Origin of the sequence: Streptomyces roseirectus, assembly GCF_014489635.1 — a bacterium.
In the GTDB taxonomy this organism is placed as follows: domain Bacteria; phylum Actinomycetota; class Actinomycetes; order Streptomycetales; family Streptomycetaceae; genus Streptomyces; species Streptomyces roseirectus.
In genome coordinates this window covers 2977494-3003648 of record NZ_CP060828.1, presented here as the reverse complement: position 1 = coordinate 3003648, position 26155 = coordinate 2977494, and the positions used below count along the sequence as shown (strand labels likewise).

The 26155-nt window shown below is 71.9% G+C and carries 27 protein-coding genes; 15 read left to right on the top strand and 12 right to left on the bottom strand.

The window, feature by feature from the left end; translation table 11 throughout:
• Positions 1–26: 26 nt before the first annotated feature.
• From IAG44_RS12245 to IAG44_RS12210, 8 genes are all read left to right on the top strand, one after another.
• Positions 27–755, top strand: coding sequence for a CIS tube protein (locus tag IAG44_RS12245; protein WP_187747164.1), 729 nt, complete (start codon positions 27–29; stop codon positions 753–755).
• Positions 743–2563 carry a VgrG-related protein gene (locus tag IAG44_RS12240; RefSeq protein WP_425508437.1) on the top strand — a complete coding sequence of 607 codons (1821 nt, stop codon included), beginning with the start codon at positions 743–745 and terminating at the stop codon, positions 2561–2563. The genes IAG44_RS12245 and IAG44_RS12240 overlap by 13 nt, the downstream gene beginning before the upstream one ends.
• 21 nt (positions 2564–2584) lie before the next feature.
• The gene (locus IAG44_RS12235; RefSeq protein ID WP_187747163.1) at positions 2585–2902 is read left to right on the top strand and encodes a PAAR domain-containing protein; all 318 of its coding nucleotides are present in this window, start codon (positions 2585–2587) and stop codon (positions 2900–2902) included.
• Complete coding sequence (locus IAG44_RS12230; RefSeq protein ID WP_187747162.1) at positions 2902–3324, top strand: GPW/gp25 family protein; 423 nt, start codon at positions 2902–2904, stop codon at positions 3322–3324. Before IAG44_RS12235 ends, IAG44_RS12230 begins: the two co-directional genes overlap by 1 nt.
• Positions 3324–5273, top strand: a complete 1950-nt coding sequence (locus IAG44_RS12225; RefSeq protein WP_187747161.1) for a putative baseplate assembly protein — start codon at positions 3324–3326, stop codon at positions 5271–5273. Before IAG44_RS12230 ends, IAG44_RS12225 begins: the two co-directional genes overlap by 1 nt.
• Positions 5274–5316: 43 nt before the next feature.
• Entirely contained in the window at positions 5317–5880 is a 564-nt protein-coding gene (locus tag IAG44_RS12220) for a phage tail protein (protein ID WP_187747160.1), read from the top strand.
• An 81-nt stretch (positions 5881–5961) separates the two neighbouring features.
• Positions 5962–6405 (top strand): hypothetical protein, encoded by a 444-nt coding sequence (locus IAG44_RS12215; RefSeq protein WP_187747159.1) that lies wholly within the window; start codon positions 5962–5964, stop codon positions 6403–6405.
• Positions 6406–6736: 331 nt separating this feature from the next.
• Positions 6737–7312: an NADase-type glycan-binding domain-containing protein gene (locus IAG44_RS12210; RefSeq protein ID WP_187747158.1), complete on the top strand. Its 576-nt coding sequence runs from the start codon at positions 6737–6739 to the stop codon at positions 7310–7312.
• 13 nt (positions 7313–7325) lie between these two features.
• Here the strand turns inward: IAG44_RS12210 and IAG44_RS12205 are convergent, their stop codons facing one another.
• From IAG44_RS12205 to mce, 4 genes are all read right to left on the bottom strand, one after another.
• Positions 7326–7898 carry a Uma2 family endonuclease gene (locus tag IAG44_RS12205; protein ID WP_187747157.1) on the bottom strand — a complete coding sequence of 191 codons (573 nt, stop codon included), beginning with the start codon at positions 7896–7898 and terminating at the stop codon, positions 7326–7328.
• Positions 7899–8058: 160 nt separating this feature from the next.
• Positions 8059–8997 carry a coiled-coil domain-containing protein gene (locus IAG44_RS12200; RefSeq protein WP_187747156.1) on the bottom strand — a complete coding sequence of 313 codons (939 nt, stop codon included), beginning with the start codon at positions 8995–8997 and terminating at the stop codon, positions 8059–8061.
• A 215-nt stretch (positions 8998–9212) separates the two neighbouring features.
• A complete protein-coding gene (scy, locus tag IAG44_RS12195) occupies positions 9213–13061 on the bottom strand; it encodes a polarized growth protein Scy (protein ID WP_187747155.1) in 3849 nt (1282 codons plus the stop codon).
• A 212-nt stretch (positions 13062–13273) separates the two neighbouring features.
• A complete protein-coding gene (mce, locus tag IAG44_RS12190; protein ID WP_187747154.1) occupies positions 13274–13714 on the bottom strand; it encodes a methylmalonyl-CoA epimerase in 441 nt (146 codons plus the stop codon).
• Positions 13715–13867: 153 nt separating this feature from the next.
• Here mce and IAG44_RS12185 point away from each other — a divergent pair, with 153 nt between their 5' ends.
• The 3 genes from IAG44_RS12185 to IAG44_RS12175 all read left to right on the top strand — a co-directional run bounded on the left by IAG44_RS12185 (position 13868) and on the right by IAG44_RS12175 (position 17527).
• A complete protein-coding gene (locus IAG44_RS12185) occupies positions 13868–15055 on the top strand; it encodes an acetyl-CoA C-acetyltransferase (protein WP_187747153.1) in 1188 nt (395 codons plus the stop codon).
• A 66-nt stretch (positions 15056–15121) separates the two neighbouring features.
• Positions 15122–16078, top strand: coding sequence for a methylmalonyl Co-A mutase-associated GTPase MeaB (meaB, locus tag IAG44_RS12180; protein ID WP_187747152.1), 957 nt, complete (start codon positions 15122–15124; stop codon positions 16076–16078).
• 138 nt (positions 16079–16216) lie between these two features.
• On the top strand, positions 16217–17527 hold the full coding sequence (locus IAG44_RS12175; protein ID WP_187747151.1) for an MFS transporter: 1311 nt from the start codon (positions 16217–16219) through the stop codon (positions 17525–17527).
• Between the two features lie 210 nt (positions 17528–17737).
• Here IAG44_RS12175 and IAG44_RS12170 read toward each other — a convergent pair whose 3' ends face one another.
• Positions 17738–18313 (bottom strand): PepSY domain-containing protein, encoded by a 576-nt coding sequence (locus IAG44_RS12170; RefSeq protein WP_187747150.1) that lies wholly within the window; start codon positions 18311–18313, stop codon positions 17738–17740.
• A gap of 124 nt (positions 18314–18437) precedes the next feature.
• Between IAG44_RS12170 and IAG44_RS12165 the strand changes: the two genes are divergently transcribed.
• Both IAG44_RS12165 and IAG44_RS12160 read left to right on the top strand, forming a co-directional pair.
• Positions 18438–19103, top strand: a complete 666-nt coding sequence (locus IAG44_RS12165; RefSeq protein WP_187747149.1) for a response regulator transcription factor — start codon at positions 18438–18440, stop codon at positions 19101–19103.
• The gene (locus IAG44_RS12160; protein ID WP_187747148.1) at positions 19100–20497 is read left to right on the top strand and encodes a sensor histidine kinase; all 1398 of its coding nucleotides are present in this window, start codon (positions 19100–19102) and stop codon (positions 20495–20497) included. Before IAG44_RS12165 ends, IAG44_RS12160 begins: the two co-directional genes overlap by 4 nt.
• Here IAG44_RS12160 and IAG44_RS12155 read toward each other — a convergent pair.
• From IAG44_RS12155 to IAG44_RS12140, 4 genes are all read right to left on the bottom strand, one after another.
• Entirely contained in the window at positions 20439–20915 is a 477-nt protein-coding gene (locus IAG44_RS12155) for a MarR family winged helix-turn-helix transcriptional regulator (RefSeq protein ID WP_187747147.1), read from the bottom strand. The two genes, IAG44_RS12160 and IAG44_RS12155, sit on opposite strands and share 59 nt — an antisense overlap.
• Positions 20916–21003: 88 nt before the next feature.
• Complete coding sequence (locus tag IAG44_RS12150; protein WP_187747146.1) at positions 21004–21795, bottom strand: AIM24 family protein; 792 nt, start codon at positions 21793–21795, stop codon at positions 21004–21006.
• Entirely contained in the window at positions 21792–22442 is a 651-nt protein-coding gene (locus tag IAG44_RS12145; RefSeq protein ID WP_187747145.1) for an AIM24 family protein, read from the bottom strand. The genes IAG44_RS12150 and IAG44_RS12145 overlap by 4 nt, the downstream gene beginning before the upstream one ends.
• 1 nt (position 22443) lies before the next feature.
• Positions 22444–23076 (bottom strand): AIM24 family protein, encoded by a 633-nt coding sequence (locus tag IAG44_RS12140; protein WP_187752637.1) that lies wholly within the window; start codon positions 23074–23076, stop codon positions 22444–22446.
• A gap of 202 nt (positions 23077–23278) precedes the next feature.
• Here IAG44_RS12140 and IAG44_RS12135 point away from each other — a divergent pair, with 202 nt between their 5' ends.
• Complete coding sequence (locus IAG44_RS12135) at positions 23279–23623, top strand: DUF3817 domain-containing protein (protein WP_187747144.1); 345 nt, start codon at positions 23279–23281, stop codon at positions 23621–23623.
• Complete coding sequence (locus IAG44_RS12130) at positions 23620–23913, top strand: MTH1187 family thiamine-binding protein (RefSeq protein WP_187747143.1); 294 nt, start codon at positions 23620–23622, stop codon at positions 23911–23913. The genes IAG44_RS12135 and IAG44_RS12130 overlap by 4 nt, the downstream gene beginning before the upstream one ends.
• Positions 23914–23930: 17 nt before the next feature.
• On the opposite strand, the gene IAG44_RS12125 is transcribed toward IAG44_RS12130, so the two are convergent.
• From IAG44_RS12125 to IAG44_RS12115, 3 genes are read right to left on the bottom strand one after another with little or no spacing between them, the layout of a single operon-like run.
• Positions 23931–24584 carry a TetR/AcrR family transcriptional regulator gene (locus tag IAG44_RS12125; RefSeq protein ID WP_187747142.1) on the bottom strand — a complete coding sequence of 218 codons (654 nt, stop codon included), beginning with the start codon at positions 24582–24584 and terminating at the stop codon, positions 23931–23933.
• Positions 24581–25261 carry a DUF4166 domain-containing protein gene (locus tag IAG44_RS12120; RefSeq protein ID WP_187747141.1) on the bottom strand — a complete coding sequence of 227 codons (681 nt, stop codon included), beginning with the start codon at positions 25259–25261 and terminating at the stop codon, positions 24581–24583. Before IAG44_RS12120 ends, IAG44_RS12125 begins: the two co-directional genes overlap by 4 nt.
• On the bottom strand, positions 25258–26001 hold the full coding sequence (locus IAG44_RS12115) for a hypothetical protein (RefSeq protein ID WP_187747140.1): 744 nt from the start codon (positions 25999–26001) through the stop codon (positions 25258–25260). The genes IAG44_RS12120 and IAG44_RS12115 overlap by 4 nt, the downstream gene beginning before the upstream one ends.
• Between the last annotated feature and the right edge of the window lie 154 nt (positions 26002–26155).

The window sequence follows — 26155 nt, the reverse complement described above, 5'->3', positions numbered from 1 at the left end:
AACCGTAGAAAGAAAGGAGGTTCGGCATGTCACCGTCCCGATCGAGCCGGGTGAGAGCCCAGTTGACCCTGAAGGAACCGCCACCGTCCGTCGGCGCGAAACCCGGCGGGACGATCGCGCGCCTCAACCTCCAGTTCAACCCCTCGACACTGCAACTGAGCAAGTCCACGGAATGGCGGCGAACCCCTTCACGGATGGCCGGCCAGTCCGCGCTGCCCGAGTTCGTGGGCAGCGGCCCCCGCACGCTCAGCCTCGAAGTGTTCCTGGACGCCACCGCCACCCACGACAAGTCCGTGGAGCAGGCGGTGGAGAAGCTGATGAAGGCGTGCGTACCGACCCCGACGAGCCTGGGCCGCAAGAAACCCGCGAGCCCGTGGGTGCGGTTCGAGTGGGGGACGGCGCGCACGACGTCGTTCGACGGGGTGCTGTCCAGCCTGTCGGTGACGTACACGCTGTTCGACGTCGACGGCACGCCCCTGCGGGCGACGTGCTCCCTCACCATCGAGGAGGCGACCGTCGACCCGGCGGGCCAGAACCCGACGTCCGGCGCGCGCACCGCCCGCAGCACGCACACCGTCGTCGCGGGTGACAGCCTCGCGATGCTGGCGTGGCGGGAGTACGGCGACGCGACGGCCTGGCGGGTCATCGCGGAGGCGAACGGGATCGACGACCCGATGGCGCTCGTCCCCGGCACCGAACTCGTGGTGCCGGGGCTGCGGGACGCGGGTGCGGAGGAGGAGCGGTGGGATCAGTGAGCGAACGGGGCGGACGGGCCTTCGCCGCCGACCCCGTCATCGAGGCGCCCGGTGAACTGCCGCCCAGCTGGGCCGCGCAGGTGGTGAGTTGTGTCGTCGACGAGAACGTGGGTCTTCCGGACGCCGCCGTCGTCACCTTCCGCGATCCCGACCACGAGTTCCTTGCCGCGACCGGCATCACCATCGGCACCCCGCTGAAGGTGTCCGTCGTGACCGCCTCCGGGCAGTCCCGCGAGCGGCTGTTCAGCGGCGAGGTGACGGCCCTGGAGATCGACCGGGACCGCACGGGGTCGTTCACCGTCGTGCGCGCCTACTCCAAGGCGCACCGCCTCCAGCGGGGCCGCAAGGTCGTCGCCTACCGGAACATGACCGCCTCCGCGATCGTCCGGAAGGTCGCCGCAGGGGCGGGACTCGCCGTCGGGAAGGTCGAGGCCGCGCCGATCACCTACAAGCAGCTCTCCCAGGCGAACGTCTCCGACTGGGACTTCCTCCAGTTCCTGGCCGGCGAGAGCGGGGCCCAAGTCCGGGTGGATGACAAGGGGTTGCTCCAGTTCGTCAAGCCGAAGAAGGCGTCCGGCGCGCCCGCACCCTCGACCTCGGCCGTCCGCAGCCCGCTGGTCCTGGAGTACGGGCGCAACCTGATCGCGCTGAACGCCTCCCTGTCGGCCGCCGACGGCGCTTCCCAGGTGGAGGTGCGGGGGTGGGACGTCGCCAACAAGAAGCCCCTCAAGTCGCCGAAGCCCTCGGTCGTCAGCGACACCGTGGTCCCGGGCCTCGCGCCGCAGGCCGCCGCCCGGTTCGGCAAGTCCAAGCTGACCGTCACCGACACCCCCTACCGCACGCTCGCCGAGACGAACGCCGTCGCCGATGCCGTCGCCGACCATGTCAGCGCCGGATTCGCCGAGTTGGAGATCCTGGCCGAGGGCAACCCGCTGCTGCGGGCGGGCAAACCCGTCGCGCTCGGCAACGTCGGCAAGGCGTTCTCCGGCAAGTACACGGCCACCGCCGTGCAGCACGTCCTGGAACCCCAGGGCGGCTACCGCACCCGCGTCTGGGTCAGCGCCAGCCCCGACCGTTCCGTCACCGGCCTGGTCACCGGCGCCAACGCGCCCTCGCGGGGCCCCCGGATGCCGGGGCTCGCCATCGGTGTCGTCACCGACGTGCGCGACCCGGCCGGCGGTGAGCGAGGTGCCGTCCGCCTCAAGTTCCCCTGGCTGGACGACACGTACGTCACCGACTGGGTCCGGACCGTGCAGTGGGGCGGCAAGGGCGGCGGAGGCGTGGTCAGTCCCGAGGTCAACGACGAAGTGCTCGTCGGCTTCGAACAGGGCCTGCTGGACAGCCCGTACGTCATCGGCGGCCTCTACAACGGGGTCGACCAGCCCTCCCAGCACGACGTCCCGCTCATCGACAAGACGACCGGGAAGGTCAACCGGCGTTCCGTGGTGTCCCGTTCGGGACACCGCGTCGAACTCCTCGACGCACGGGCCCCGGGGCCGTCCGGCGTGCGGCTGCGGACCGCCGACGAACGGCTCGAAGTCTTCCTCGACGAACGGCGCGGCCGCATCGAACTCACCGTCTACGCACGGGGGAAGCAGGCGCTGACGTCCGTCGTCCTCGACCGCGAGGGCATCACCCTCGACGCCGGGCGCGGCGACGTGAACGTGTCCGGGCGGAACGTGGACATCCAAGGGCAGCTCGGCGTGAAGATCGGCGGCCGGAACGTGAGCGTCGACGGCACCACGGGCGTCACCATCGACGGCGGACTGCTCGGCGTCCTCAAGGCCAAGCTGATCCGGATCAACTGACCCCGCACGAAGGAGAGTTCCATGCCGGCCGCAGCCCGCACCGGTGACCCCACCGACCACGGCGGGGTGATCGCCACGCCCCCGCCCGCCGCCGCGCGCGCCGTCGTGACCGTCCTCATCGGCGGCCGTCCGGCGGCCGTCGTCGGCAGCCTCCACACCTGCGCGATGCCCCCGCACCTGGCCCTCGGCCCCGCCAACGTGGTCATACCGAACCCGGCGGGCCTCGCCTCCGGCACCGTCCTGATCGGCGGACTGCCCGCCGCGAAGGCCCGCGACAAGACGGCGTGCGGGGCGACGATCCTGACGGGGGCGATGAACGTGCTGATCGGGGGCGTGTGATGAACGAGCGTTTCATAGGCCGGGGTTGGGCCTTCCCCCTGCGGGTCGGGCCCACCGGTGGCATCGGCATGGTCGAGAAGGAGCGGGAGATCGAGGAGGCCATCCGCCTCGTCCTCGGCACCGCGCCCGGCGAACGCCCCATGCGCCCCGAGTTCGGCTGCGGCATCCACGACTACGTCTTCGCCCCCGGCGACGGCGCCACCGCCGGCCGCGTCGCGCAGCAGGTGCGCGAGGCGCTGGAGCGGTGGGAGCCGAGGATCGCCGTCGACGAGGTCGTCGTCGCCTTCGACTCCGTCGACGCCGGGACCCTCTACATCGACGTGCACTACACCGTGCGCTCCACCAACGACCGGCGCAACCTGGTCTTTCCCTTCTACACGATCCCCTCCGAGGACGGGGTCGAGGAAATGGTCGCGGACTGATGGCCCTGCCCTCCCCGAACCTGGACGACCGCCGCTTCCAGCAACTCGTCGACGAGGCGAAGCGGTACGTCCAGCAGCGCGCACCCGAGTGGACGGACCACAACGTCTCCGACCCGGGCGTCACCCTCATCGAGACGTTCGCCTACCTCGTGGACCAGTTGCTGTACCGGCTGAACCGGGTCCCGGACAAGAACTACACGGCGTTCCTCGACCTGTTGGGCATCCAGCTCTTCCCGCCGACGGCGGCCGGCGCCGAGGTCGACTTCTGGCTCTCCGCCCCGCAGCCCGACACGGTGACCCTGCCGCCGGGCACCGAGGTGAGCACGGCCGGCGGCGAGGGCGACGACGCCGTCGTCTTCGCCACCGTCGACGAACTCCGCGTCATCCCCAGTGAGTTGGTGCGGCTCGTCGCCGCGCCCCGGGGCGGTGAGCAGACCGACCGGACCCGTACCCTCGCCGAGGGCGGCGACGTCCCCGCGTTCCAGGCGGCGCCGGAACCCGGTGACGCGCTCCTCTTCGGGCTGCCGACCGCCGTGCCGCGCTGCATCGTCGCCGTCAATCTGGACAGCCGCGTCGAAGGCATCGGTGTCGACCCGCGGCAGCCGCCGCTGGTCTGGGAGGCGTGGGACGGGGCGCGTTGGCAGGAGTGCGAGACCGGCTCCGACACAACTGGCGGGCTGAACAGGCCCGGTGAGGTCGTGCTGTACGTGCCGGCCGGGCACACCGCGTCCGTCATCGGGGGGACGCGGGCGGGGTGGCTGCGGTGCCGGGTCACCGAACCCGAGCCGGGGCAGCCGTTCTACTCCGAGTCGCCGACCGTCCGCGAGGCCGAGGTGATCACCGTCGGCGGGACCATGTCCGTCGAGCACGCCGAGACCGTTCTCGACGTGCCGCTCGGGGAATCCGAAGGCGTCGCCGGGCAGTCGTTCCGGCTCGCCCGCCCGCCCGTGCTGCTCGACGGGGAGCCGCCCGTGGTCGAGGTGTCGTCGGCGGACGGGTGGGAGCGCTGGGAGGTCGTCGAGCACTTCGGCCGGTCCGGCCCCGCCGACCGGCATGTCCGAGTCGACGCCACCACAGGGGAGTTCACCTTCCCGCCGGTCCTCAGGGAACCGGACGGGACGCTGCGGCAGTGCGGCGCAGTGCCGCCCAAGGGGGCGCAGATCAGGGTGGCCCGGTACCGGACGGGCGGCGGCCCCGCGGGCAACGTCGCGCGGGGCGCGATCTCCGTGCTGCGCAGCTCCGTTCCGTACGTCGCCCGGGTCGTCAACCGCGAGGCCGCGCTCGGCGGGGTCGCCGGCGAAACCCTCGACAACGCCAAGTTGCGGGCCCCGCAGGCACTTCGGCTCCAGGAGCGGGCCGTCACCGCCGAGGACCACGAGATCATCGCGCGGGAAGCGGCGCCCTCCGTGCGGCGGGTGCGGTGCCTGCCGGTCGAGGCCGGCGCCGTGCGCGTCCTCGTCGTCCCCGACGCCGTCGCCGACGAAGGCGACGACCGGCTGCGGTTCGAACAACTCATCCCGTCCGACCAGGTGTTGACGGCCATCACCGCCCGGCTCGACGAACGCCGCCTGATCGGGACCCGGTTGGTCGTCGAACCGCCGGTCTACCAGGGCGTCACCGTCGTCGCGCGCTTCACCGCGCCGGGCGCCGACGCGGACCGCGTGCGCGAGTCCGCGCTCGCCGCGCTCTTCCGCTACCTCAACCCCCTCACCGGCGGCCCCGACGGCACCGGCTGGCCGTTCGGGCGTCCCGTCCAGTACGGCGAGATCTTCGGCCTCCTCCAACGGGCCACCGGCAACGCCCTCGTGGAGGACGTCCGCCTCTTCGCGGCCGACCCCATCACCGGCCGGCGCGGGACACCGACCGAGCGCATCGACGTGGGGGAGGGGGCGCTGGTGTTCTCGTACCAGCACCAGGTGGTGGTCTCGGACGGCGGTGAAGTGCGGTGACGCATCAGCGAGTTGACGCCGCCCGTCACGGGGAGGTGCCGGCATGAGCCGTGCCGCCGTCCCCGGTCTGCCCAGCCGCTACCCGATCGGCGGGCAACTCCCCGCCCTCTACGCCGACGACGACCTCGCGCAGCGCTTCACCGCCGGGCTCGACACCGTCCTCGCGCCGGTCTTCGCGACGCTCGACAACCTGCCCTCCTACCTCGACCCCCGGGTCGCCCCCAGCGACTTCGTGGACTGGCTCGCGGGCTGGGTGGGCGCGTCGGCCGACCCCCGCTGGACGGTCGAACTCCGCCGCGAGGCGGTGGCCCGCGCGGTCGAGCTCCACCGCTGGCGCGGCACCCGGCGCGGCCTCACCGACGCGCTGCGCCTCGCGCTCGGTGTCCACGTCGAGATCGTCGACGACGGTGCCGCGATCTGGTCGTCCACCCCGGGCGCCGACCTGCCGCCCGCCTCCGACGCCGGGCCGCTGATCCGCGTCCGTCCCGACCGGGACCCCCACGTCGACGCCGGCCGCGTCCACTCCATCGTCCGGGCCATGTGCCCGGCACACACCCCCTGCCGGGTCGAACTCGTCCCCGGCCCGCCCACCGACGAAGGGAGGTGACGCCGTGCGCGCGTGTCCTGCCTGCGGGGCGTCCAATGGGCCGACGGATGATTTCTGCGGCAACTGTGGGACGTATCTGGGGTGGTCGGACGGCGGGGGGAGGGAGTCGAGGCCGGATCCGGTGACGCCGGAGCCGGAGCCGACGCCTGCGGAGACACCGGCGTCTGCGGAGACGCGGCCGGCTTCGGTGACGCGGTCAGCTCCGGAGACCCCGGCAGCCCCGGAGACGCGATCAGTCCCGGAGACACCGGCAGCTCCGGCGACCCCGCCGGCCTCGGCGACCCCGCCGGTTCCGGAATCCCCGGCGCCGAGGGCGACCCCGGCTTCGAGCACGCCGGTCCAGGCGGAGACGCCGGCCGCCGGCACGCCGCCCCGGGAGGCGACGCCGGTTTCAGACGCCCCGGCCCGGGAAGAGACGCCGGCTACCGGCAGGCCGGCCTCGAAACGCACACCGCCCTGGAAGCGCACGCCGCCTCCACCCCCGTCCGCGCCGAGCACCCCCACTCCCACCCCGCCCCCCGCTGAACCCACCCCGGCGCCGAGCACCCCGCCCCCGACCACCCCCGCCCCGAGGCCCGCCGCCCCGCGCACGCCCCCGCCCGTCCCCCCGTCCCCAGCTCCCCGCACCCCCACGGCCCCCGCGCCCGATTCCCCCGCCCCCATCCAGCCCGTCCTCCCCGCGAAGGCCGCCACCCCCCGCCCCACCGCACGCCCCACGCCACCCCCGGACGACATCACCGGCCCCCCGTGCCCGGTCTGCGGCACCCCCAACCCCCCGGGCCGCCGTTTCTGCCGGCGCTGTGCCGCTCCGCTGACCGCGACGGAGGCCCCGGCGCCGCTGCCCTGGTGGCGCACGGTGTGGCCGTTCCGCCGCAAGGTGCGGGCGAGTTCGGGGCGGCTGACGCGGCTGCTGGTGATCCTGGCCGTGATCCTCGCCCTGTGCGCCGCCGGGTTCTTCCTGCTGCCCGCGGGCCGGGCCCTGTTCGAGGACACGAGGGACAAGCTGGGCAAGCCGGTGCCGATCACTCCGGTGACGACGACGGCGACGACCGAGAGCGCCCGCCATCCCGCGACGAACACCACGGACGGCGTCCGCAACAGCTACTGGGGCACCAGCCCCGGCGCGTCCGTCACCTACACCTTCCGCACGCCCTTCCGCCTGGTGGACGTCATCATCACCAACGGCGCCGGCTTCACCCCGAAGGAGTACGCGACCCAGGGCCGGGCCCTGGAGATGGACCTCGAAGTCACCACGTCCTCCGGCGAGAAGAAGACCAAGAAAATCACCCTCGCCGACAAGGCGGGCACACATACCATCGTCACCGCCTTCAGCGACGTGAAAACGGTCCGCCTCACCCTGAACTCCCCGGCCGGCCTCACCCAGGGCCGCCAACTCGCCCTGGCGGAGGTGGAGTTCTTCAAACGGTCCTGACGCGGAGACCGGTTCAGGCCGCGAGGGCCGCGAGGTCGATGTCCAGGGTGAAGGGAACGGAGAGCTTCAGCCGGTCGCGGTGGATGCCTGTGGGGACGTAGGTGCCGGTCGCGGTGTCGAGTTCGTAGACGTGGACGACGAGGCCGCCGTCCTCGTCCTCGATACGCCAGAAATGAGGGATTCCAGCGTGTGAATACTTCGGCGGCTTCATGAAACGATCCCGATCTGCTGACTCCTCCGAGACGACCTCGACAACCAGGGCAAGGTCCTCGGGGGCGTACCAGGTGCGATCGGGTTCGTAGGGCGCGGTGTAGATGAGGACGTCGGGCTCGGGCCGGTTCTTCTTGTCGATACGCACGGTCATCTCTTGATCGGCATTGAAGCCGGTGGGAGCGGCTTGCTCCAGAGCGAGAGTCAGCCTTCGAATGACCCTGGCGTGCCAGGAACGTTGCGGTGACATCATGAAGATCAAGGCTCCGTCGATGAGTTCGGTGTGCCGTGGGGCCTGCGGCAGGTGGTCGAGATCGTCCGCCTCCCAGCCGCTCGGCCGAGGCGCCATCATCCAGTCGGGGAGTTCTGCGGTCATGCCTTCCTCCAAAGATCAGGGGCTTCGGGCCGCGCGAACGCTGTCAGGTTAGCTGACACGGCTCATTGTTCTCATGGTCGTCGGCCCTCCCAGCGCACGCCGAAGAGGCGGTAGGACCACGAGTCCTACCGCCTCTCAGGTGAGGTGTGCCAACCCGGGGTTACCGGGACTGCTGGGCCGGGACCCCGCGGGAGATCGGCTCGTCGTCGACGACCGGCGCGCCCGCGGCGGCGACGGCGGCACCCGTGAGGGTGGCCAGCATCTCGCGGACGTTGGTGAGCTGGGCGTTGATCGAGTCGCGGCGGTTGGTGAGGGCCGCCAGCTCGCGCTCGGACTCGGAACGGATGCGGTCCGCCTTGGCGTTGGCGTCCGCGACGATGTCCTCGGACTGCCGCTGGGCCGTCTCGACGGTCTGGCGGGCCCGGCGCTCGGCGTCGGTGCGCAGCTTCTCGGCCTCGAGACGCAGCTGCTCGGCGCGGTGCTCGATCTCCGCGAGCCGCTTCTCCGCCTTCTGCTGACGCGCCGCGAGGTCACGCTCCGACTGCTCACGCCGCTTCGCGAGGTTCGTCTCGAAGTCGGCGGCGGCCTGCGCGGCCTTCGCACGGGTCTCCTCGAAGAGCGCGTCGGCCTCCTCACGCTTGGACTGCGCGTCCTTCTGGGCCTCGGAGCGCAGCTGGGAGGCGTCGCTCTTGGCCTTCTCGACGATCCGGACGCCCTCGTCCTCGGACTTGGCCTTGCGCTCCGCGGCGAACGACTCGGCGTCGTTGCGGACCTGCTGCGCCGCCGACTCCGCGAGCTCGCGGTGCTGCTCGGCCGCCCGGCGGGCCTCCTCGCGCAGATCCTTGGCCTCTTCCTCGGCGAGGCGCAGGATCTTCTCGACCCGCGCGCCGAGACCGGCGTACGACGGCTCGGCGTCGGAGACCTGCGCCTGCGCGTTCTGCGTCTCGAGGTGCAGTTCCTCGATGCGCTTCTCGAGGGCGGTGATCCGGGCCAGAGCGCTGTCACGGTCGGAGACGAGCTTCGAGATGCGTTCGTCCACCTGAGCGCGGTCGTACCCACGCCGCACAAGCTCGAAGCCGTAGGGGGAAGTGTCGCTCATGGGGTTCCTGTCGAATGAGACCGGTGAGGTGATAGGTGGAATCCTAGGGGCCGAGGCGGTGTGTCATCGAGCGGATGCGTGTTTGATCTGGAGAATGACACCCGTTTTGAGTGGCCGGTCGGAGACCGGAATATCAGAGAGCGGGGCAAAGTTCTCCAACCTCCTGCCATCAACCGGTCAAATCCACCGGATGTTCTCCGAAGCTGCACACTTCATCAGCTCTCCGTGGACTTACCACCCGAACGAGGGGACCCTACCGCCGCTCCCGCTTTGACGCCCCCGTCCTTCGCGGACGACGGGGCCTCGAAAGACTCCAACGCTTCGAGGACGTCCTGGACACGGGAGATCTCCGCCTGGATGTCCTCGCGCCGCCGGACCAGCACCTCCAGCTCGCGCTTGCCCTCCTCGACACTGCGCATCGCCTCGCGGATCGCCTCGGCCTTCAACTCCTCGGCCTCGCGCACCAGCTGGGCCTTCTTCTGCTCGGCCTCCTTGAGCAGCCCCTCCGCCTTCTTGACCGCGGCGATCCGGACCTTGCCCGCCTCGGAGTTGGCCTCCGACACCAGCTCCTTCGCCTTGGCCTGCGCCTTGTTCAGCTGCTCCTCGGCCGCCGTGATGAGCGCGTCGCAGCGGTCGCCCGTCGCCTTCATCGTCTCGGCGGCCTCACGCCGCGCCCGCTCGTGCAACTCCTCGATCTCGGACGTGATCCGGTCGCGCAGCTCCTCCGCGCGCTCCCTTATCGCCGTCGCGTCCCGGCGCGCGCCGACCAGCAGCTCGTCCGCGTCCGTCCGGGCCTTCTCCACCCGGGAGTTGCCCTCGACCGTCGCCTCGCCGATCAGCCGCTCGGCCTCCGCGCGGGCCGCGCCGACCATCGAGTCGGCCCGCTCCTCCGCGTCCGCCGTCGTCTTCAGCGCCTGCTCCTGCGCCTCCGACAAAAGCTTGTCGACCTCGGCCGTCGTCTCCGTGATGAGCGTGTCGACCTGCTCGGCCGCCTCGGAGCGCCGCTTGTTGGCCTCCCGGCGCACCTCGTCCAGCGTCCGGTCGGCCTCCTCGCGCGCCGAGCTGACGAGCCGTTCGGCCTCCGCCTCCGCCTCGGCCCGCTGCCGCGCCGACTCCGCACGCATCCGCTCCGCGTGCTGCTGGGCGGAGCCGACCGTCTCCGACGCCTCGGCCCGCATCCGCTCCGCGTCCGCGTGCGCGTCGCCGCGCACCCGGTCGACCTCGGCCGCCGTCTCCATCTGAAGGCGCTCGGCCTCCGCCAGGGTCTCGCTCTGCAGCCGTTCCGCCTCGCTGCGCGCCTCGGTGATCAGGGTGTCGGCCTGCGTCGCCGCGTCCGAGCGGATCCGGTTCGCGTCCTCCCGGGCGTCCGCCCGCGTGCGCGCCGCGTCCTGCTCGGCCTGCGCGATCGTGTCCGACGCCTCCGTACGCACCCGCTGGGCGTGCGCCGAGGACTCCGAGCGCAGCCGCTCCGCCTCCGCGATCGCGTCGCCGACCGTCCGCTCGGCCAGCGCCTGCGCGGCCTCCGACTCGTCCCGCGACTGCTGACGCACCCGCGCGGCGTCCTCCGCCGCGCGCTCCCGCTCGGCGTAGGCGTCGGCGCGGACCCGGTCCGCCTCCTCCTCGGCCTCCCGGCGCGTACGCTCCGCCGCGTGCTCGGCGGCCGACCGCAGCCCGGTGATCTCCTCCTGCGCCTGCTCGTGCAGCCCGGCCACAGAGTCCCGCACCTGCTGCGCGTGCTGCTCGGCCGCCGCGACCATCTCCGAGGCCCGCCGGTCCGCCTCCTCGACCAGCCGGACGGCCTCGGCCTGCGCGTCCTCGACCCGCTTGCGCGCCGACGCGAGCAGTTCCTCGCTCTGCTCGCGGGCCCGCTCCCGCTCCTGGTCGGCCTCCGCGCGCGCCGCGCCCAGCGTCTCCTCGGCCTCGCGCCGACGCCGGACGGCCTCCTCCTGGGCCGCCGCCAGCGCGTCCGACGCCTCCTCGGCCAGCCGCTCGGCCGCGGCCTGCGCCTCCGCGCGGACCCGGTTCGCGGTCTCCTGGGCCTCCGTCTTCAGCCGCTCGGCCTCCGCCGCGGCGTCCGACCGCAGCCGCACCGCCAGGGCCTCGCCCTCGGCGCGGGACGCGGACGCGTCGGCCGCGGCCTCGGTGCGCAGCCGGTCCGCCTCGTCGGCGGCCTGCTGCTGGAGCGCACGGATCCGCTCGGCGGACTCCGCGCGCAGCCGGTCCGTCTCCTCGGCGGTCTCGCGGCGCAACTGCGCCGCCTCCTCGCGGGCCTGCGTCAGCGCCTGCTCGGCCGACGCGAGCCGCGTCTCGGCCTCCGCGTGCAGCCGGGCCAGCTCCTCGGCGGCCTCCGACTGCCGGGCCGCTATGGCGCGCTCGGCGTCCTCGCGCAGCTCGCGCGCCGCGTCCTCCGCGTTCGCGGTGATCGTCTCGGCGAGCCCGACCGCCTCGTCCCGCTGGCGCTCCGCCTCCGCGCGGGTGCGCTCCAGCGTCTCCTCGGCCTGCCGGCGCAGCGACGTCGCCCGCTCGATCGCCTCGGTGCGGACCTTCTCGCTGTCCGCCGTCGCCTTCTGGCGCAGCTCGTCCGCGTCGGCCTTCGCCTTGGCCAGCAGCTCCTCGGCGCTCTTCGCGGCCTCCTCGATCTGCTGGACGGCCTCCTTGCGGGCCTCCGCGCGGATCTTCTCGCCCTCGGCGACCGCGTCCGAGCGCAACTGCTCGGCCTCGCCGCGCAGCCGCCGCGCCTCCTCCTGGAGTTCGACGGTCTTGGCGCGGTACTCCTTCGTGTCGTCCTTCGCGGAGCCCTTCAGCTGCTCGGCGATGTCGTGCGCCTCGGAGCGCAGCCGGTCCGCCTCGGCCTCCGCCTCACCCCGGACCCGCTCGGCCTCCTCGGACGCCGCCTTCAGCGTGGAACGGGCGTCCTCCTGCGCCTTGTTGAGGACGTCCTCGGCGGTCTTGGCCGCCTTCGACAGCTGGGTCGCGCTCTCCTCGGCGGTGATCGTGCGGGCCTTCTCGGCCGCCTCCGCGACGATCTTCTCGGCCTCGGCACGGGCGTCCGCGACGATCTGCTCGGCGTCCGACCTGGTGGCCTCGGCCTCCTTCGTCGCCTCGCTGACCAGCCGCGCCACCTGCTCCTTCGCGGTGCGCGTGCGCTGCTCGTTGGCCGACTCGGCGGTGGACAGCGCCTTCTCGGCGGCCGTCTGCGCCTCCGCGACCAGCTTCTCCGCCTCGGCCTGCGCCTTGCGCAGCGCCTCCTCGGCCTCCGTCATCCGCTGCTCGGCCGCCCGCGACAGCTCGGCCGCCTGCCGGCGCGCCGCGTCCGACTCGGACGCCGTCGAGGTGCGCAACTGCTCCGCGTGGTCCGTGGCCTCCTGGGCCTGCGCGCCCGCCGCGTTCAGCAGGCGCTCCGCGTCCGCGCGGGCCCGCAGCATGATCTGCTCGGCCTCGGTCCGGGCCGTCTCCGCGTCGCTGGTGAGCCGCTGCCGGGCCTCGTTGGTCAGCCGCTCCGCCTCGGCGCGGGCCGTCGCCAGCGCCTGCTCGGCCTCCGCGCGCGACTCGTCGAGGAGCCGGCGCGCCTGCGCCTCGGAGCGGGCCCGCAACTGCTCGGCCCACGCGACGTTCTCGTTGACGTGCGACTCGACGGTCTGACGGCGCTCCGCCAGCTCCTGGTCGAGCTGCTGGCGCCGGGTGACCGCCTCCTGGTGCAGCTCCGCCTGGAGCCGGGCCGCCTGCTCCGCGTGCTCCTGGAGGATGCGCTGGGTCTGCGCACGGGCCTGGCTCAGCTCGCGCTCGGCGTCCTGGCGCAACTGGTCGGCCTGCATCTGCGCGTTCCGCAGCAGTTGCTCGGCCTGGTAGTTGAGGTCGCCGCCGTCGAAGGCGGGCCGGGTCATGATGGTGCGCCGCGCCTCGTGCAGCTTGGCGCGCAGCACCTCGACCTGGTAGCCGAGGTCCTCGGCGTGCTGGATCGCCTTTTCCCGCTCGGTCTTCAGCCGTTTCATCTCGGCTTCGAACCGAGTGAGGTGGTCGACGTCAGCCGCCGGCTCTCGCTCCTGGCTCTCGTAGCCCCGCACTGCGCGGTCCCATCCGTCCCCTGGTCGCAAGCTTTTCCAACGAGCTCCCGTCCATTCGCCGGACGGGGCCCCCGGGGAATGGTGTCAGATCGTCGGCGGAACACGGGCTGCGCCCGCCGCTCCTACCCCCGAAACCCGGACCCCGGCATAGCGGTTGCCCCACCCTGCGGCGGGCAACCGCCCCCAACCCTACCGGCCCTTATGTACGTGGGTCAGTGCTCGTCGGACTCAACAGGGGCCGATGTGACCAGTTCTGTGAGGACACCGTGGCAATCCTTGGGGTGCAGAAAGGTGATCCGTGACCCCATGGAACCGCGCCGGGGCTCTTCGTAGAGCACCCGGACGCCCTTGTCCCTGATGGCCTCCGAGTCCGCGTCGACGTCGGCGGTGCCGAAGGCGATGTGGTGGACGCCCTCGCCGTTCTTGGCCATCCACTTGCCCACCGCGGAGTCCTCGCGGATCGGCTGGAGGAGCTGGAGGTAGGAAGAACCCCCGTCCGACGTATCGTTGATCTTGAGCATGGCCTCGCGTACGCCCTGCTCCTCGTTGACCTCGGTGTGGAAGACCTCGAAACCGTAGGTCGCGCGGTAGAACTCGACGGTCGCGTCGAGGTCATGACAGGCGATCCCGATGTGGTCGATTCGCGTCAGCATGGATTCAGTGCAGCGCTGAAAGGGTGGTGGCGCAACGTGCGGGCGATCACACCGACGGCCGGGTGACGTCATGACCTACTCCTCAGTACTTTGTGAGTAAACCCTCGTTCACTTCCTCGGGCCCGTGCGGGGCCGGTAAGGGGATCGCAGCTCATGACCACATCGGTGATCGTCGCAGGCGCGCGCACTCCCATGGGACGCCTCCTCGGCTCCCTCAAGTCGTTCTCCGGGGCCGACCTCGGCGGCTTCGCGATCAAGGCCGCGCTCGACCGGGCCGGGATCTCCGGCGACCAGGTCCAGTACGTGATCATGGGCCAGGTCCTCCAGGCCGGCGCGGGCCAGATCCCCGCCCGCCAGGCCGCCGTCAAGGCCGGCATCCCCATGAACGTCCCGGCCCTGACGATCAACAAGGTCTGTCTCTCCGGGCTCGACGCGATCGCCCTCGCCGACCAGCTGATCCGCGCCGGTGAGTTCGACGTCGTCGTCGCCGGCGGCCAGGAGTCCATGACCAACGCGCCCCACCTGCTGCCCAAGTCCCGCGAGGGCCACAAGTACGGCGCGATCGAGATGCTGGACGCGATGGCCTTCGACGGGCTCACCGACTCCTTCGAGAACATCGCGATGGGGGAGTCGACCGAGAAGCACAACACCCGGCTCGGCCTGAAGCGCGAGGAGCAGGACGAGATCGCCGCGCTCTCCCACCAGCGGGCCGCCGCCGCCCAGAAGAACGGGCTGTTCGAGGCCGAGATCACCCCGGTCGAGATCCCGCAGCGCAAGGGCGACCCCGTCCTGTTCAGCCAGGACGAGGGCATCCGCGCCGAGACGACCACCGAGTCCCTGGCCAGGCTGCGCCCGGCGTTCACCAAGGACGGCACGATCACCGCCGGGTCCTCCTCCCAGATCTCCGACGGTGCCGCCGCCGTCGTCGTCATGAGCAAGGCGAAGGCGCGGGAGCTGGGGCTCGACTGGATCGCGGAGATCGGGGCGCACGGGAACGTCGCCGGGCCGGACAACAGCCTCCAGTCGCAGCCGTCCAACGCGATCCGGCACGCGCTGGGCAAGGAGGGGCTGGGGGTGGACGACCTCGATCTCATCGAGATCAACGAGGCGTTCGCGGCCGTCGCCGTGCAGTCCATGAAGGACCTGGGCGTGTCGCCGGAAAAGGTGAACGTCAACGGCGGGGCGATCGCGCTGGGGCACCCGATCGGGATGTCCGGGGCGCGGCTGGTGCTGCACCTGGCGCTGGAGCTGAAGCGGCGCGGCGGCGGGGTCGGGGCGGCGGCGCTGTGCGGGGGCGGCGGGCAGGGGGACGCGCTGATCGTGCGCGTGCCGAAGGCGTGAGTTCATCTGAGGTGATGATCTGATCGTCAGATCATCAGGTCACCGGATCGGCTGAGCGGAGCTGTGATGCAGGACGTCCCCTCCCTGATCGCCCAGGCGCGAGAGGGCCGGCCGCGTGCCGTGGCCCGGCTGATCTCGCTGGTCGAGGGGGCGTCCCCGCAGCTCAGAGAGGTGATGGCGGCGCTCGCCCCGCTGACCGGGGGCGCGTACGTCGTCGGGCTCACCGGATCGCCGGGGGTCGGCAAGTCGACGTCGACGTCCGCACTGGTCAGCGCGTACCGGCGGGAGGGGAAACGGGTCGGTGTCCTCGCCGTCGACCCGTCGTCCCCGTTCTCCGGCGGCGCGCTCCTCGGGGACCGGGTCCGGATGTCCGACCACGCCTCCGACCCCGGCGTCTACATCCGGTCCATGGCGACGCGCGGGCACCTCGGCGGGCTCGCCTGGGCCGCGCCGCAGGCGATCCGGGTGCTCGACGCGGCCGGCTGCGACGTCGTCCTCGTCGAGACCGTCGGGGTCGGGCAGTCCGAGGTGGAGATCGCGGCGCAGGCCGACACGTCCGTCGTGCTGCTCGCGCCCGGCATGGGCGACGGCATCCAGGCCGCCAAGGCCGGGATCCTGGAGATCGGTGACGTCTACGTCGTCAACAAGGCCGACCGCGACGGCGCCGACGCGACCGCGCGCGAGCTGAACCACATGCTCGGGCTCGGGGAGTCCCGCGCGCCGGGCGACTGGCGGCCCCCGATCGTCAAGACCGTCGCCTCCCGGGGCGAGGGGGTCGACGAGGTCGTCGCCGCGCTGGAGAAACACCGGGGGTGGATGGCGGAGCGGGGCGTGCTGGCCGAGCGGCGGCGGGAGCGGGCCGCCCACGAGATCGAGACGATCGCGGTGACGGCGCTGCGGGAGCGGATCGGGGATCTGCGGGGGGACCGGCGGGTGGGGGTGCTGGCGGAGCGGGTGGTGGCGGGGGAGCTGGACGTGTACCGGGCGGCGGACGAGCTGGTGGCGGGCGTCACTCGGGAGTAGGTGTTCAGCAACTCCCGGTGTTCGCTGCTAGGTTGGCGTTCATGTTCCTCCCCTGTGTGTAGAGCGGCGTCCCCACGGTCCCTGTGGACCGTGGCTTCGACGACCCCTCTTCCACCTCTCCTCGTGAGGAACTTCCGCGTGTCCACGTCCGTTTCGCGGCCGTCCTATCGGGCTGTGCTGCAACTCCCCCACGCCCTCCGCACGTTCGGCTCGGCGCTGTTCGCCCGGCTGTCCTACGGGCTCGTCCCCCTCGCCGTCCTCCTCACGACCGTCGACGCGACCGGCTCCTACGCGGTGTCCGGTGTCGTCATGGCGGTCTTCGGCGGGACGATGGTCGTCCTGACGCCCTTCCGCGCGACCCTCGTCGACCGGTACGGGCCGCGCCGCGCGTTGCCGCCGATGGCGCTGGCGTACGCGGTGTTCCTCTGCGCGTTCGCCTTGACGGCCGTCCGGTCCGGGCCGTCCCCGCTGGTCCTGTGCGGTCTGATCGGCCTGACCGGTGCCTGTGCGCCGCCACTTGGGCCCACCATGCGCGCGGTGTGGTCCGAACTGGCGCCCGACAAACGGCTGTTGCAGCGCGCGTACAGTCTCGACGGGGTCGCGGAGGAACTGCTGTTCGTCACGGGGCCTGTGGTGGTGGGGGTGTTGGTGGGGGTTGCCCCGCCGGTGACTGCGGTGCTGGTGAGTGCCGGGGTGATGGTGGTGGGGACGTGGGGGTTCGTACGGTCGCCGGGGGTGCGGGAGTTCGGGGCTGGGGCTGGGGCCGAGGGCGGGGTCGAGGTCGAGGTCGGGGGAGGGGATGTGGGGCGTGATGCCGGGGCGGGCTGTGCTGCCGGGGCGGACTCTGTCGCTGGGGCGGACTCCGGTGCCGGGGCCGGGGCGTGCTCGCCGGGCGGACGGTCCGCGCAGCGCCGGGTGTTGCTCATCCCCCTCGCCGTCACCGCCGCGACCGGGTTGGCCCTCAGCGCGGCCGACCTCCTGGTCACCGCGTTCGCGGACCAGCACGGGTACACCACCGGCGCGGCGGCCTGGACCCTGGCAGCGCTCTCGGTGGGCAGCGCGGCGGGCGGCCTCCTGAACGGCGCGGTCAACTGGCGCACCCCGGCCCGCACCCGCCTCCCCCGCTTCGCGGCAGCGCTGGGCCTCCTCCTGATCGTGGCGGGCGCGTCCCCCGGCATCCTCACCCTCGCCGCCCTGCTGACCCTCGCGGGCGCCTTCATCACGCCCGTCATCACCACGGCCTACCTGATCGCCGAGGAGACCGCCACCCCGGCCAACCGCACACGCGCGGGCGCGTGGATCAACACGGCCGTGAACGCGGGCAGTTCAGCAGGCGCGGCGGGAGCGGGCCTCCTCCTCGCCAGGGCCCCGCTGGGCGTGTGCTTCGCGGTGGCGGGACTGGTGGCGCTGGTGACGGGGGCGGGAGGGGTGTGGGGGGAGCGGCGGTGAGGTGAGGCGCCGGGGGCTCGGGGGCGGACGATCAGCTCTGGGCGGTACCGGCATCGGCATCGGCTGACGTGGTGGATGTGGACGCCTTTCGCGGAGACGCCCGGCGTCGGGGTGGGCGGCCGGCATCGCGGCCGACGGAGTCGAGGCGCGCCCCGCCTCCGGCGCCGGCCCGCCCCTCGGCGTTCAGTGCCCCCACCTCGCGGCCTGTCCTCAGTCCTCCCGGTCCGCCGTGACCTTGCCGGTCTTCGTGTCGACGTCCCAGTCGTGCTCCTTGCCCTGGGTGTCGCGGGTCTCGACCTCCCAGACGCCGCCGTGGTCCTCGTCGAAGTCGACGGAGACGACCGTGCCCTTGGGGGCGGCGGATTCGGCGGCCTGTTGGGCGGTGAGGCCGTGGGGGGCGCGGTGGGTGTCGGGGTCGGTGTGGGTGGTGAGGATCTTGCCGGTGGCGGGGTCGAGGCGGATCTCGTAGGTCTTGGTGTCCGAGGCGAGGATCTCGACCTCCCAGCCCCGGTCGCCGTCATCGTCGTCGGTGTCGAGGTCGGCGGAGAGGACCGTGCCGGGGCGGGACTTGAGGGCCGCGTCGATGGCCTGGGCGACGGTGAGGTGGGAGGCGGTGACCTTGGGCTCGTCCGCACGGTCGTCCAGGTCCGTGTCGTCCGCCCGGTTCGCGATCTGAACCTGCTTCGCCTCGCCGGTGCGGGGCTCGTCGTCCGCGAAGGCGAGGGCCGTGCCGCCCGCGAGGACCGCGCTCACGGCGACGGCGGCGATGGCGATGCTGCGCTTCATGGGTTCCTCCTGGGGTGCGTTGCGACGGGTTCGTTGCGACGTGATCCACAGTGGCGGAGAGACCCTGAACGCAAGCTGAAGTCACCTGAAGGGATCTTCAGGTTCGGTTTGTCACCCTGGAGACATGCGCCTGCTGATCGTCGAGGACGAGAAACGCCTCGCCCTGTCCCTCGCGAAGGGACTCACCGCCGAGGGCTACGCCGTGGACGTCGTGCACGACGGCCGGGACGGCCTGCACCGGGCCACGGAGGGCACGTACGACCTGGTGATCCTCGACATCATGCTGCCCGGCATGAACGGCTACCGCGTCTGCGCGGCGCTGCGCGCGGCGGGCCACGACGTCCCGATCCTGATGCTGACCGCGAAGGACGGCGAGTACGACGAGGCGGAGGGCCTGGACACGGGCGCGGACGACTACCTGACGAAGCCGTTCAGCTATGTCGTCCTGGTCGCCCGCGTGAAGGCGCTGCTGCGCCGCAGGGGCCAGGCGGGCCCCTCGCCGGTGCACGTCCTCGGGGACCTGAGGGTCGACACGGCCGCCCGGCGCGTCCACCTGCGGGACACCGAAGTCACCCTGACCGCGAAGGAGTTCGCCGTCCTGGAACACCTCGTGCTGCGCCCCGGCGAGGTCGTCTCCAAGGCCGACATCCTGGAGCACGTGTGGGACTTCGCCTACGACGGCGACCCCAACATCGTGGAGGTGTACGTCAGTTCACTGCGCCGCAAGCTCGACCCGGCGCTCATCAGGACGGTACGCGGCGCCGGTTACCGTCTGGAGGCCGGCCGATGAGACCCCGTTCCGTCCGCGCCCGCACCACCCTCGCCGCGACCCTCGTCGTCGCCGTGGCCCTGGCGGCGGCCGGCGCCGTCGTCGTCCTGTCCCTGTGGACCAGCCTGCGCGGCCAGGCCGACGACGAGGCGCAGAACACGGCCCGCACGGTCGCCACGAGGCTCGCCGCCGGAACGGCGTACGCGAAGCTGGACCTGGACGACGACGTCCCGATCCTGGTTCAGACGGCGGACGGCGCGACGGTCGCGCGCAGCGACGAACTCGGGTACGTCACCTCGGTGTTCGGCGCCCCGGAGGACGACGTCGACGCCGGGGAGATCGGCGACGTCGACTACTCCACCGGCACGGCCACGCTCGACGGCGACACCGAGGACTACCGGTTCGCGAGCCTGGCCGTCGGCACCGCCGACCGGGGCACGCTCACCGTCCACGCGGGCGCCTCCCTCTCCGCCGAACAGTCCGCCGTCCGCACGGCGTTGACGGTCCTGCTGATCGTCCTGCCGCTGCTGCTCGCGGTCGTCGCGGCGGTCACCTGGCTGGTCACCCGGCGTGCGCTGCGCCCCGTCGAGGGCATCCGGCGGGAGATGGCGGCGATCACCGCGTCGCAGGACCTGGCGCGCCGGGTCCCGGAGCCGGACGCCCGGGACGAGGTGGCCCGGCTCGCGCGGACCACGAACGAGACGCTGGCCGCGCTGGAGGCGTCCGTCGAGCGCCAGCGGCGGTTCGTCGCCGACGCCTCGCACGAACTGCGCAGCCCCATCGCCTCGTTGCGCACCCAGCTCGAAGTGGCCGCCGCGCACCCGGAGTTGCTTGACCTGGACGGCGCCGTCGAGGACACCGTCCGCCTCCAGCACCTCGCCGCCGACCTGCTGTTACTGGCCCGCCTGGACGCCGGTGAGAAGCCCCGGTCCGCGCCGGTCGACCTCGCGGCGCTGGCCCGCGAGACGGCGGCGGGCCGGGCGGGCGTCCGTGTCGAAGCGCCGCCCGGCGTCGAAGTCGCCGGTTCCCGGGGCCAGTTGGCGCGCGTGCTGGCCAACCTCCTGGACAACGCGGCCCGGCACACCCGGACGTCGGTGGAGGTGACCGTCCGCCGCTCCGGCGCCGAGGCCGTCCTCACCGTCGCGGACGACGGGCCGGGGGTGCCGGTGGCCGAGCGGGAGCGGATCTTCGAGCGGTTCGTGCGGCTCGACGACGCCCGCGGCCGTGACGACGGCGGCGCCGGGCTCGGCCTCGCGATCGCCCGTGACATCGCCGTCCGGCACGGCGGGAGCCTCACGGCCGGCGAGGGGCCGAAGGGCGGTGCGGCGTTCGAACTGCGGCTCCGGCGGCCGGAGACTAGACGCGGCCCCGGCTCTCGCGGAGGTGCGTGGAGACCGGGCCCAGCGCCTTGCTGAGCTGTTCCATCGCCTCGGGGGAGAGGAGGTCGATGAAGTGGCGGCGGACGGAGGCGACGTGGTGCGGGGCGACCTGGCGCATCACGTCGAGCCCGTGGTCGGTGAGGACCGCGTACAGGCCGCGCCGGTCGGACTCGCAGTTCTCCCGGCGGACCAGGTCCGCGTTCTCCATGCGGGTGATCTGGTGGGAGAGTCTGCTCTTGGACTGGAGAGTGGCGGCGGCGAGGTCGCTCATCCGCAGGCGGACGTCCGGGGACTCGGAGAGATTGACCAGGATCTCGTAGTCGTTCATCGTCAGCCCGAACGGCTGGAGATCCTTCTCCAACTGGTGCATCAGCAGCCGGTTGACCTCCAGCTGGGTGCGCCAGGCGCACTGCTCCGCTTCGGTCAGCCAACGAGTGGCCGTCTCGGTCTCCATAGAAGAAGTCTACCTAAAAAGTTGAAATGTTAATGAGAAGAGTGTAACGGCGCGCACCCGTTCGACGTCACACTCCGCAGACTACCGCTCACAGCCCGAAGCGCCGCTGGAGATCGCCGAGCTGGCCGGGAAGGCGCTGCGACCCCTGCGGCCCCCCGTGCCCGTGCGCCCCGCCGCCCGGAACGCCCGGCTCACCCGGCACCACGCCCGTCGCCTGCTCGGCCATGAGCGCTTCCGACGACTGCAACAGGACCGTCCCCGCGCCCACGAACTCGAACTGGTGCTCCTCGCCCGAGGCGCCGCCCAGGCCCGTCATCGCACGTAGACCGCCCAACAGGCCCGTCATGTAGCCGTGGTCGTAGTGGTGGCACGGCGACGGACAGTCCGCCCAGCCGACCAGCGCCTGCGGGTCCACCCGGATCGGCGGCTCCATGAACACCACCGGACCGTTGGACGCGGCGACGAACTTCCCCGTCCCGATCAGCGTCAGGAACCCCGGCACGATCGACTGCTTGAGCGCCAAACTTGGCTGAAACGCGAGGAGGTTGCCGGAGCGAATGGTGAGGTTGCCGTCCTCCAGGTCGAACGAGTTGACGTCGAAGGCCCGGTCGGCGAGGAGCATCTTGCCCGAGCCCTCCGCCACCACCCAGTCGCTCGCGTGCAGAGGCGAATGGAACGACGTCCGCACCAGCCGGTCCAGCCTGCCGTGCCCGATGCCGTTGAAGTCGATCGACCCGTAGTAGGCGACCATCTTCCCCTTCTGCAGGAACCACTGGCTGCCCTTCAGCTCCACACAGAAGGTGTAGCTGTTCACGTTGTCGTCCGACGGCAACGTCATCGGGTCGTAGACCACCGGGCCCGCGCCCGCGTAGTGGTTCACAGCTTCTCCTCCGATGCCTGGACGTACACCGCGCCGTTGCCGCTCAGTTCGAGTTGGAACGCCTCGCCGGAGCCGCGGCCCACCATGTCGCGCCAGCCGAGGGCGGTCGAGAGCTTGTTGCGGACGTCGCCGTGGTGGGCGACGTACGCCTGCGGGTCGACGTGGACCGAGTGGCCCGGGGTGATGGGGACCTCGAAGACGCCGCCGTGGGCCATGACCGCCACCGCGCCGTGCCCCTTCAGCGTCGTCGTGAACAGGCCCTGGCCGCTGATCTGCCCGCGGACCATGCCCATGACGCCGCCCTGCGAGCCCATGAACATCGTCCCCTGCTGGAGCGTGCCCTCGAAGGCGAGGAGGCGGTCCGCCTCCACGTACAGGGTGTCGCCGGCGAGGTTGATCACCTGGACGTGGTGGCCGCCGTGCCCGAACAGGACCGTGCCGCTGCCCTCGACCGTCATCAGCGGGGTGTCCTCATTGGCCATCCTGCGGCCGATCATCGACATCACACCGCCCTGGCCGCCCTGGATGTTCGGCGTGAACGACACCTCGCCCTTGTAGGCGAGCATCGCGCCGCGCTGGCTGAACAGGCGCTGGCCGGGCGCGACCGTCGCCTCGACCATCTTGGAGTTGATCTCACGGAAGGTCATTTCACACGTCCCCCGCGATCGTGTTGCGCTCACTGGGCTGGATGTAGACCAGGCCGTCCCCCTCGAAGCGGATCTGGAACGCCTCGCCGCCGCCCTCTCCTATGAACGTGCGGAACGTCACACCGGCCTGGAAGGACTGACGGAGGTTCCCCTGGTGGGCGACGTACGCGCCCGGGTCGACGGTCAGCGGGTACTGCGGGGTGACCCGCAGGACGACCGCGGGGCCGTCGGACATGATGGCCGCCTGGCCGTGTCCCTCGACGGTCGTCGTGAACAGGCCGTTGCCCTGCGAGGCGCCGCGCAGACCGGTGAACGTCGTCCCGGTCCTGAGGCCGGCGTCCGTCGCGAGCAGGTTGCTCGACTCGACGTACAGCTTGTCGCCCTGGAGTGCCACGAGGTTGATCTCCGAGGCGCGGTCCGCGAACCAGCACGTGCCGTGCCCCTTCACCTCCATCACCGTCATCTGTTCGCCGGTCAGCCGGCGCGTCACCATCCCGCGCAGGCCCTCACCGCCGCCGCTGAGCTTCTTGAACGCCACCTGTCCGTCGTACGCGACCATCGAGCCGTTCTTGGCCTTCACGGCGTCACCGGTCATGTCGACGGCCAGCACCTTGCTGTCTTGCAGTCGGAACATCGCCACGTCGCCGAAGGTATCCGCTCAGGGGGTGGAGAGAACAGCACCCACGGGTGGATACCTACCCTGAAGGGACCCCTAGGGGACGCGTTTGTCACAATGGACGAACGCTTGTGCGTGCGTTCACAAGGCGCGCGGCAGGTGTGCGCCGCAAACCGCCAGCTCAGCACCCGTGACGACCCCCTCCGTGAAGGTGACCCCCGTGGACCTGAAGACAGCCTCCGCCCTCCGCCGCCTGCGCCTGGTCTCCGCGCCCGAGGCGATCTCGTTCCTGCTCCTGCTCGTGTGCTCCGTCCTCAAGCGCACCACGGACTTCAACGCGGTACCGGTCATGGGCATGGTCCACGGCGTGCTGTTCATCCTCTACGTGGTCTTCTGGGCGGACGCCTGGAACCGCACGAAGTGGTCCCTCAAGACCGCCGCCCTCTACTTCGTCCTCTCCGTCCTGCCCCTCGGCGGCTTCTTCGCCGAGCGCAAGCTGCGCCGTGAGGCCGAGGACGCCGTCATCGCCTCCCGCGCCCGCCAGGAAGGTGCCGTGAGCGCATGATCGTCGCCTTCTCCGTCACGCCCCTCGGTGTGGGCGAGGAGGTCGGCGAGTACGTCGCCGACGCCGTCCGCGTCGTCCGCGAGTCCGGCCTCCCCCACCGCACCGACGCCATGTTCACGTCCATCGAAGGCGAGTGGGACGAGGTCATGGACGTCGTCAAGCGCGCCGTCGCCGCCGTCGAGGAGCGCGCCCCTCGCGTCTCCCTCGTCCTCAAGGCCGACATCCGCCCTGGCGTCACCGACGGGCTGACGTCCAAGGTGGAGACGGTCGAGCGGTACCTGGCCCAGTAGCCGTACTCAAGCCGCACTCACCGCTCTGGCCGTTCCTGTCGCGACGAGCGCCGCAGGTACTGGCGCACCGCCCGCTGGGAGATCGGCCCCAGTTCCTCCAGCGCCCCCACCAGCAGCCCCAGTTGTTCGAGGGCGGCCAGCGCGGAGGTGGCCCCCTCGGCGTCGACGCCCTCGTACAGCTCGATGCCCACGAAGGAGGCGGCGACGGCGCGGGCGAGGCCGGCGGGGTCGGTGAACTCGCCGAAGGGGGTGGTGCCCAGGACCCGGCGCAGCACCTTCTCGATCTCGGTGATCCACAGGTCGAGGCCGGCGGCGGTGGCGGGGCCGAGGGCGGGGTGGGTCTGGGCGCCGGCCAGGAGCTGGCCCAGCCGGGCGACGTGGCCGAAGCCCTGCTCGGCGGCGTGGATCTCCCGCCCCAGGGCGAGGAGTCCGGAGAGCGAGCGCACCTCATCGAACCGTTCCCGGTAGCGGGAGACGGACTGCTCGGCGCCGTAGCGGCAGGCCGCCGCGAGGAGTTCGTCCACGGAGCCGAAGTGGTAGAAGACCAGGGCCTGGTTGACGCCGGCGGCGGCGGCGACCGAGCGGGCCGAGGTCTTGGCTATGCCCTGCTCGGTGAGGGTGCGCAGCGCCCCCTCAAGCAGCTTGGTCCGGGTCTCCTGCGAAGGACTCATGCGCGCGCTTCCTCTCTCACCGGCCGCAGCCCGGCCCGTACCCCGCAGTGTCGTACGTCGGCGTACTCCGCGCGGAACGCCCCCTCGTACCCGAAGAGCGGCCCGAACCACCGGTTGACGACCCGGACCTGGATCCGGAACCGCGCGGACGACTCGCAGTACGACTCCCGCACCTCGGCGCTCGCGCCGATCAGTTCGGGCACCCGCACGTCCAACGGCCCCTCGCGGAACCGGTGTTCACCGGACCGGACGAGCAACGACCCGTCGGGCTCGGCGTGGAAGGTGAGGTCGGTGGCGAGGTGCTGGTGCGTGCCGAGGTAGTCGAGGACGGTCCCGCCGGGCCCGAGCACCATCTGCGCGTCGAACCGCCGCTGCCGCCCGGGAAAGTCGAACGTCCGCACGAAACTGACGGTCTCCCGCCCGTAGGAGTCGAGATAGGGGACGTTCTCGATCACGAACGGCACATCGCGCCCGGCTTGGGGCACGAGGATGTTGCGGGTGGAGCCCAGCGCGAGGAACGGCTTCACGAAGCAAGGTCCGTGCCAGATACGGGACATGACGCCCCGTCCGACGCACGCCTCCCCGCTCGCGAGCCCCACGGAGAACCGCCGGCGCAGCGCGGGATGGAGCCGGCCGAAGGCGTCGTCGCCCATCGCCGTACGGAAGATGGAGCTCATCGCGGACTCTCCAGAGCTCGCAGGACACGCGGCGCACGCGCCCGCGCGGGCGCCCGGCGGACGCAGCGGCGCGCGGCCGGCACGCACGGCAGGGGCGCCTTGAACAGGGCCAGGCAGGCGGCGACCAGCAGGAGTTGGGGGATCACGAACATCAAGGGCGCCGAGTGGCCCCCGAGTTCGGGCCCCGTGCCGATGCCGACGCAGGCGACCGTCAACACGACGGCCCTGACGGCGAGTTCCGCCAGCCAGTTCCACAGCGCCCGCTCCGGCGTGATCCCCCGCTCCAGCCACAGCCGCAGCCGGTCGAACGACCACGCCGTCGCCCACACCATCAGCGGACGCACCAGCGCGCGGTCGACGGCCCTGCCGAACGCGCCCCAGCGCGGCCGGTAGTCGTACCCCGTGAGGAACCGGACGCCGTCCTCCTCCGGGACGTAACGCCAGTACCCGCTGCCCTCCTCGATGAGCGACAGCGGATGCGGCGAGGCGAACCGCAGCGCGGACGTCCGTGTCCCGTCCGGGCGTTCGGCCTCGCCGACGGCGGTCCCCGTGCCGGAGACGGTCAGGAACGGCAGGACGCGGGTGGCGTACCGGAAGCGCTGCGGCTCGCCCTGCGCGCGCGGGAGGTAGTCGATTGTGGTGAACCGGAGGTCCCAGCGCTGATGCCGCGCCGGGTCCTGTGTGCGGGCCCACAGCTCGTCCAACTCGGCGCGGATCCGCGCCTCTATGTAGAGCCCCATGGTCATTCCCCCAGGTAGAGGCGGTACTTGAGCGATCGCTCAAAGACTCTGTCCGTGACGGTACACGTGTTTGAGCGATCGCTCAACGCCGGGTTCCGGGTGAACTGGCATAGCTATGAGCGCCGTTAGGCTCTGCGCGTTCACGCAAGGGCGG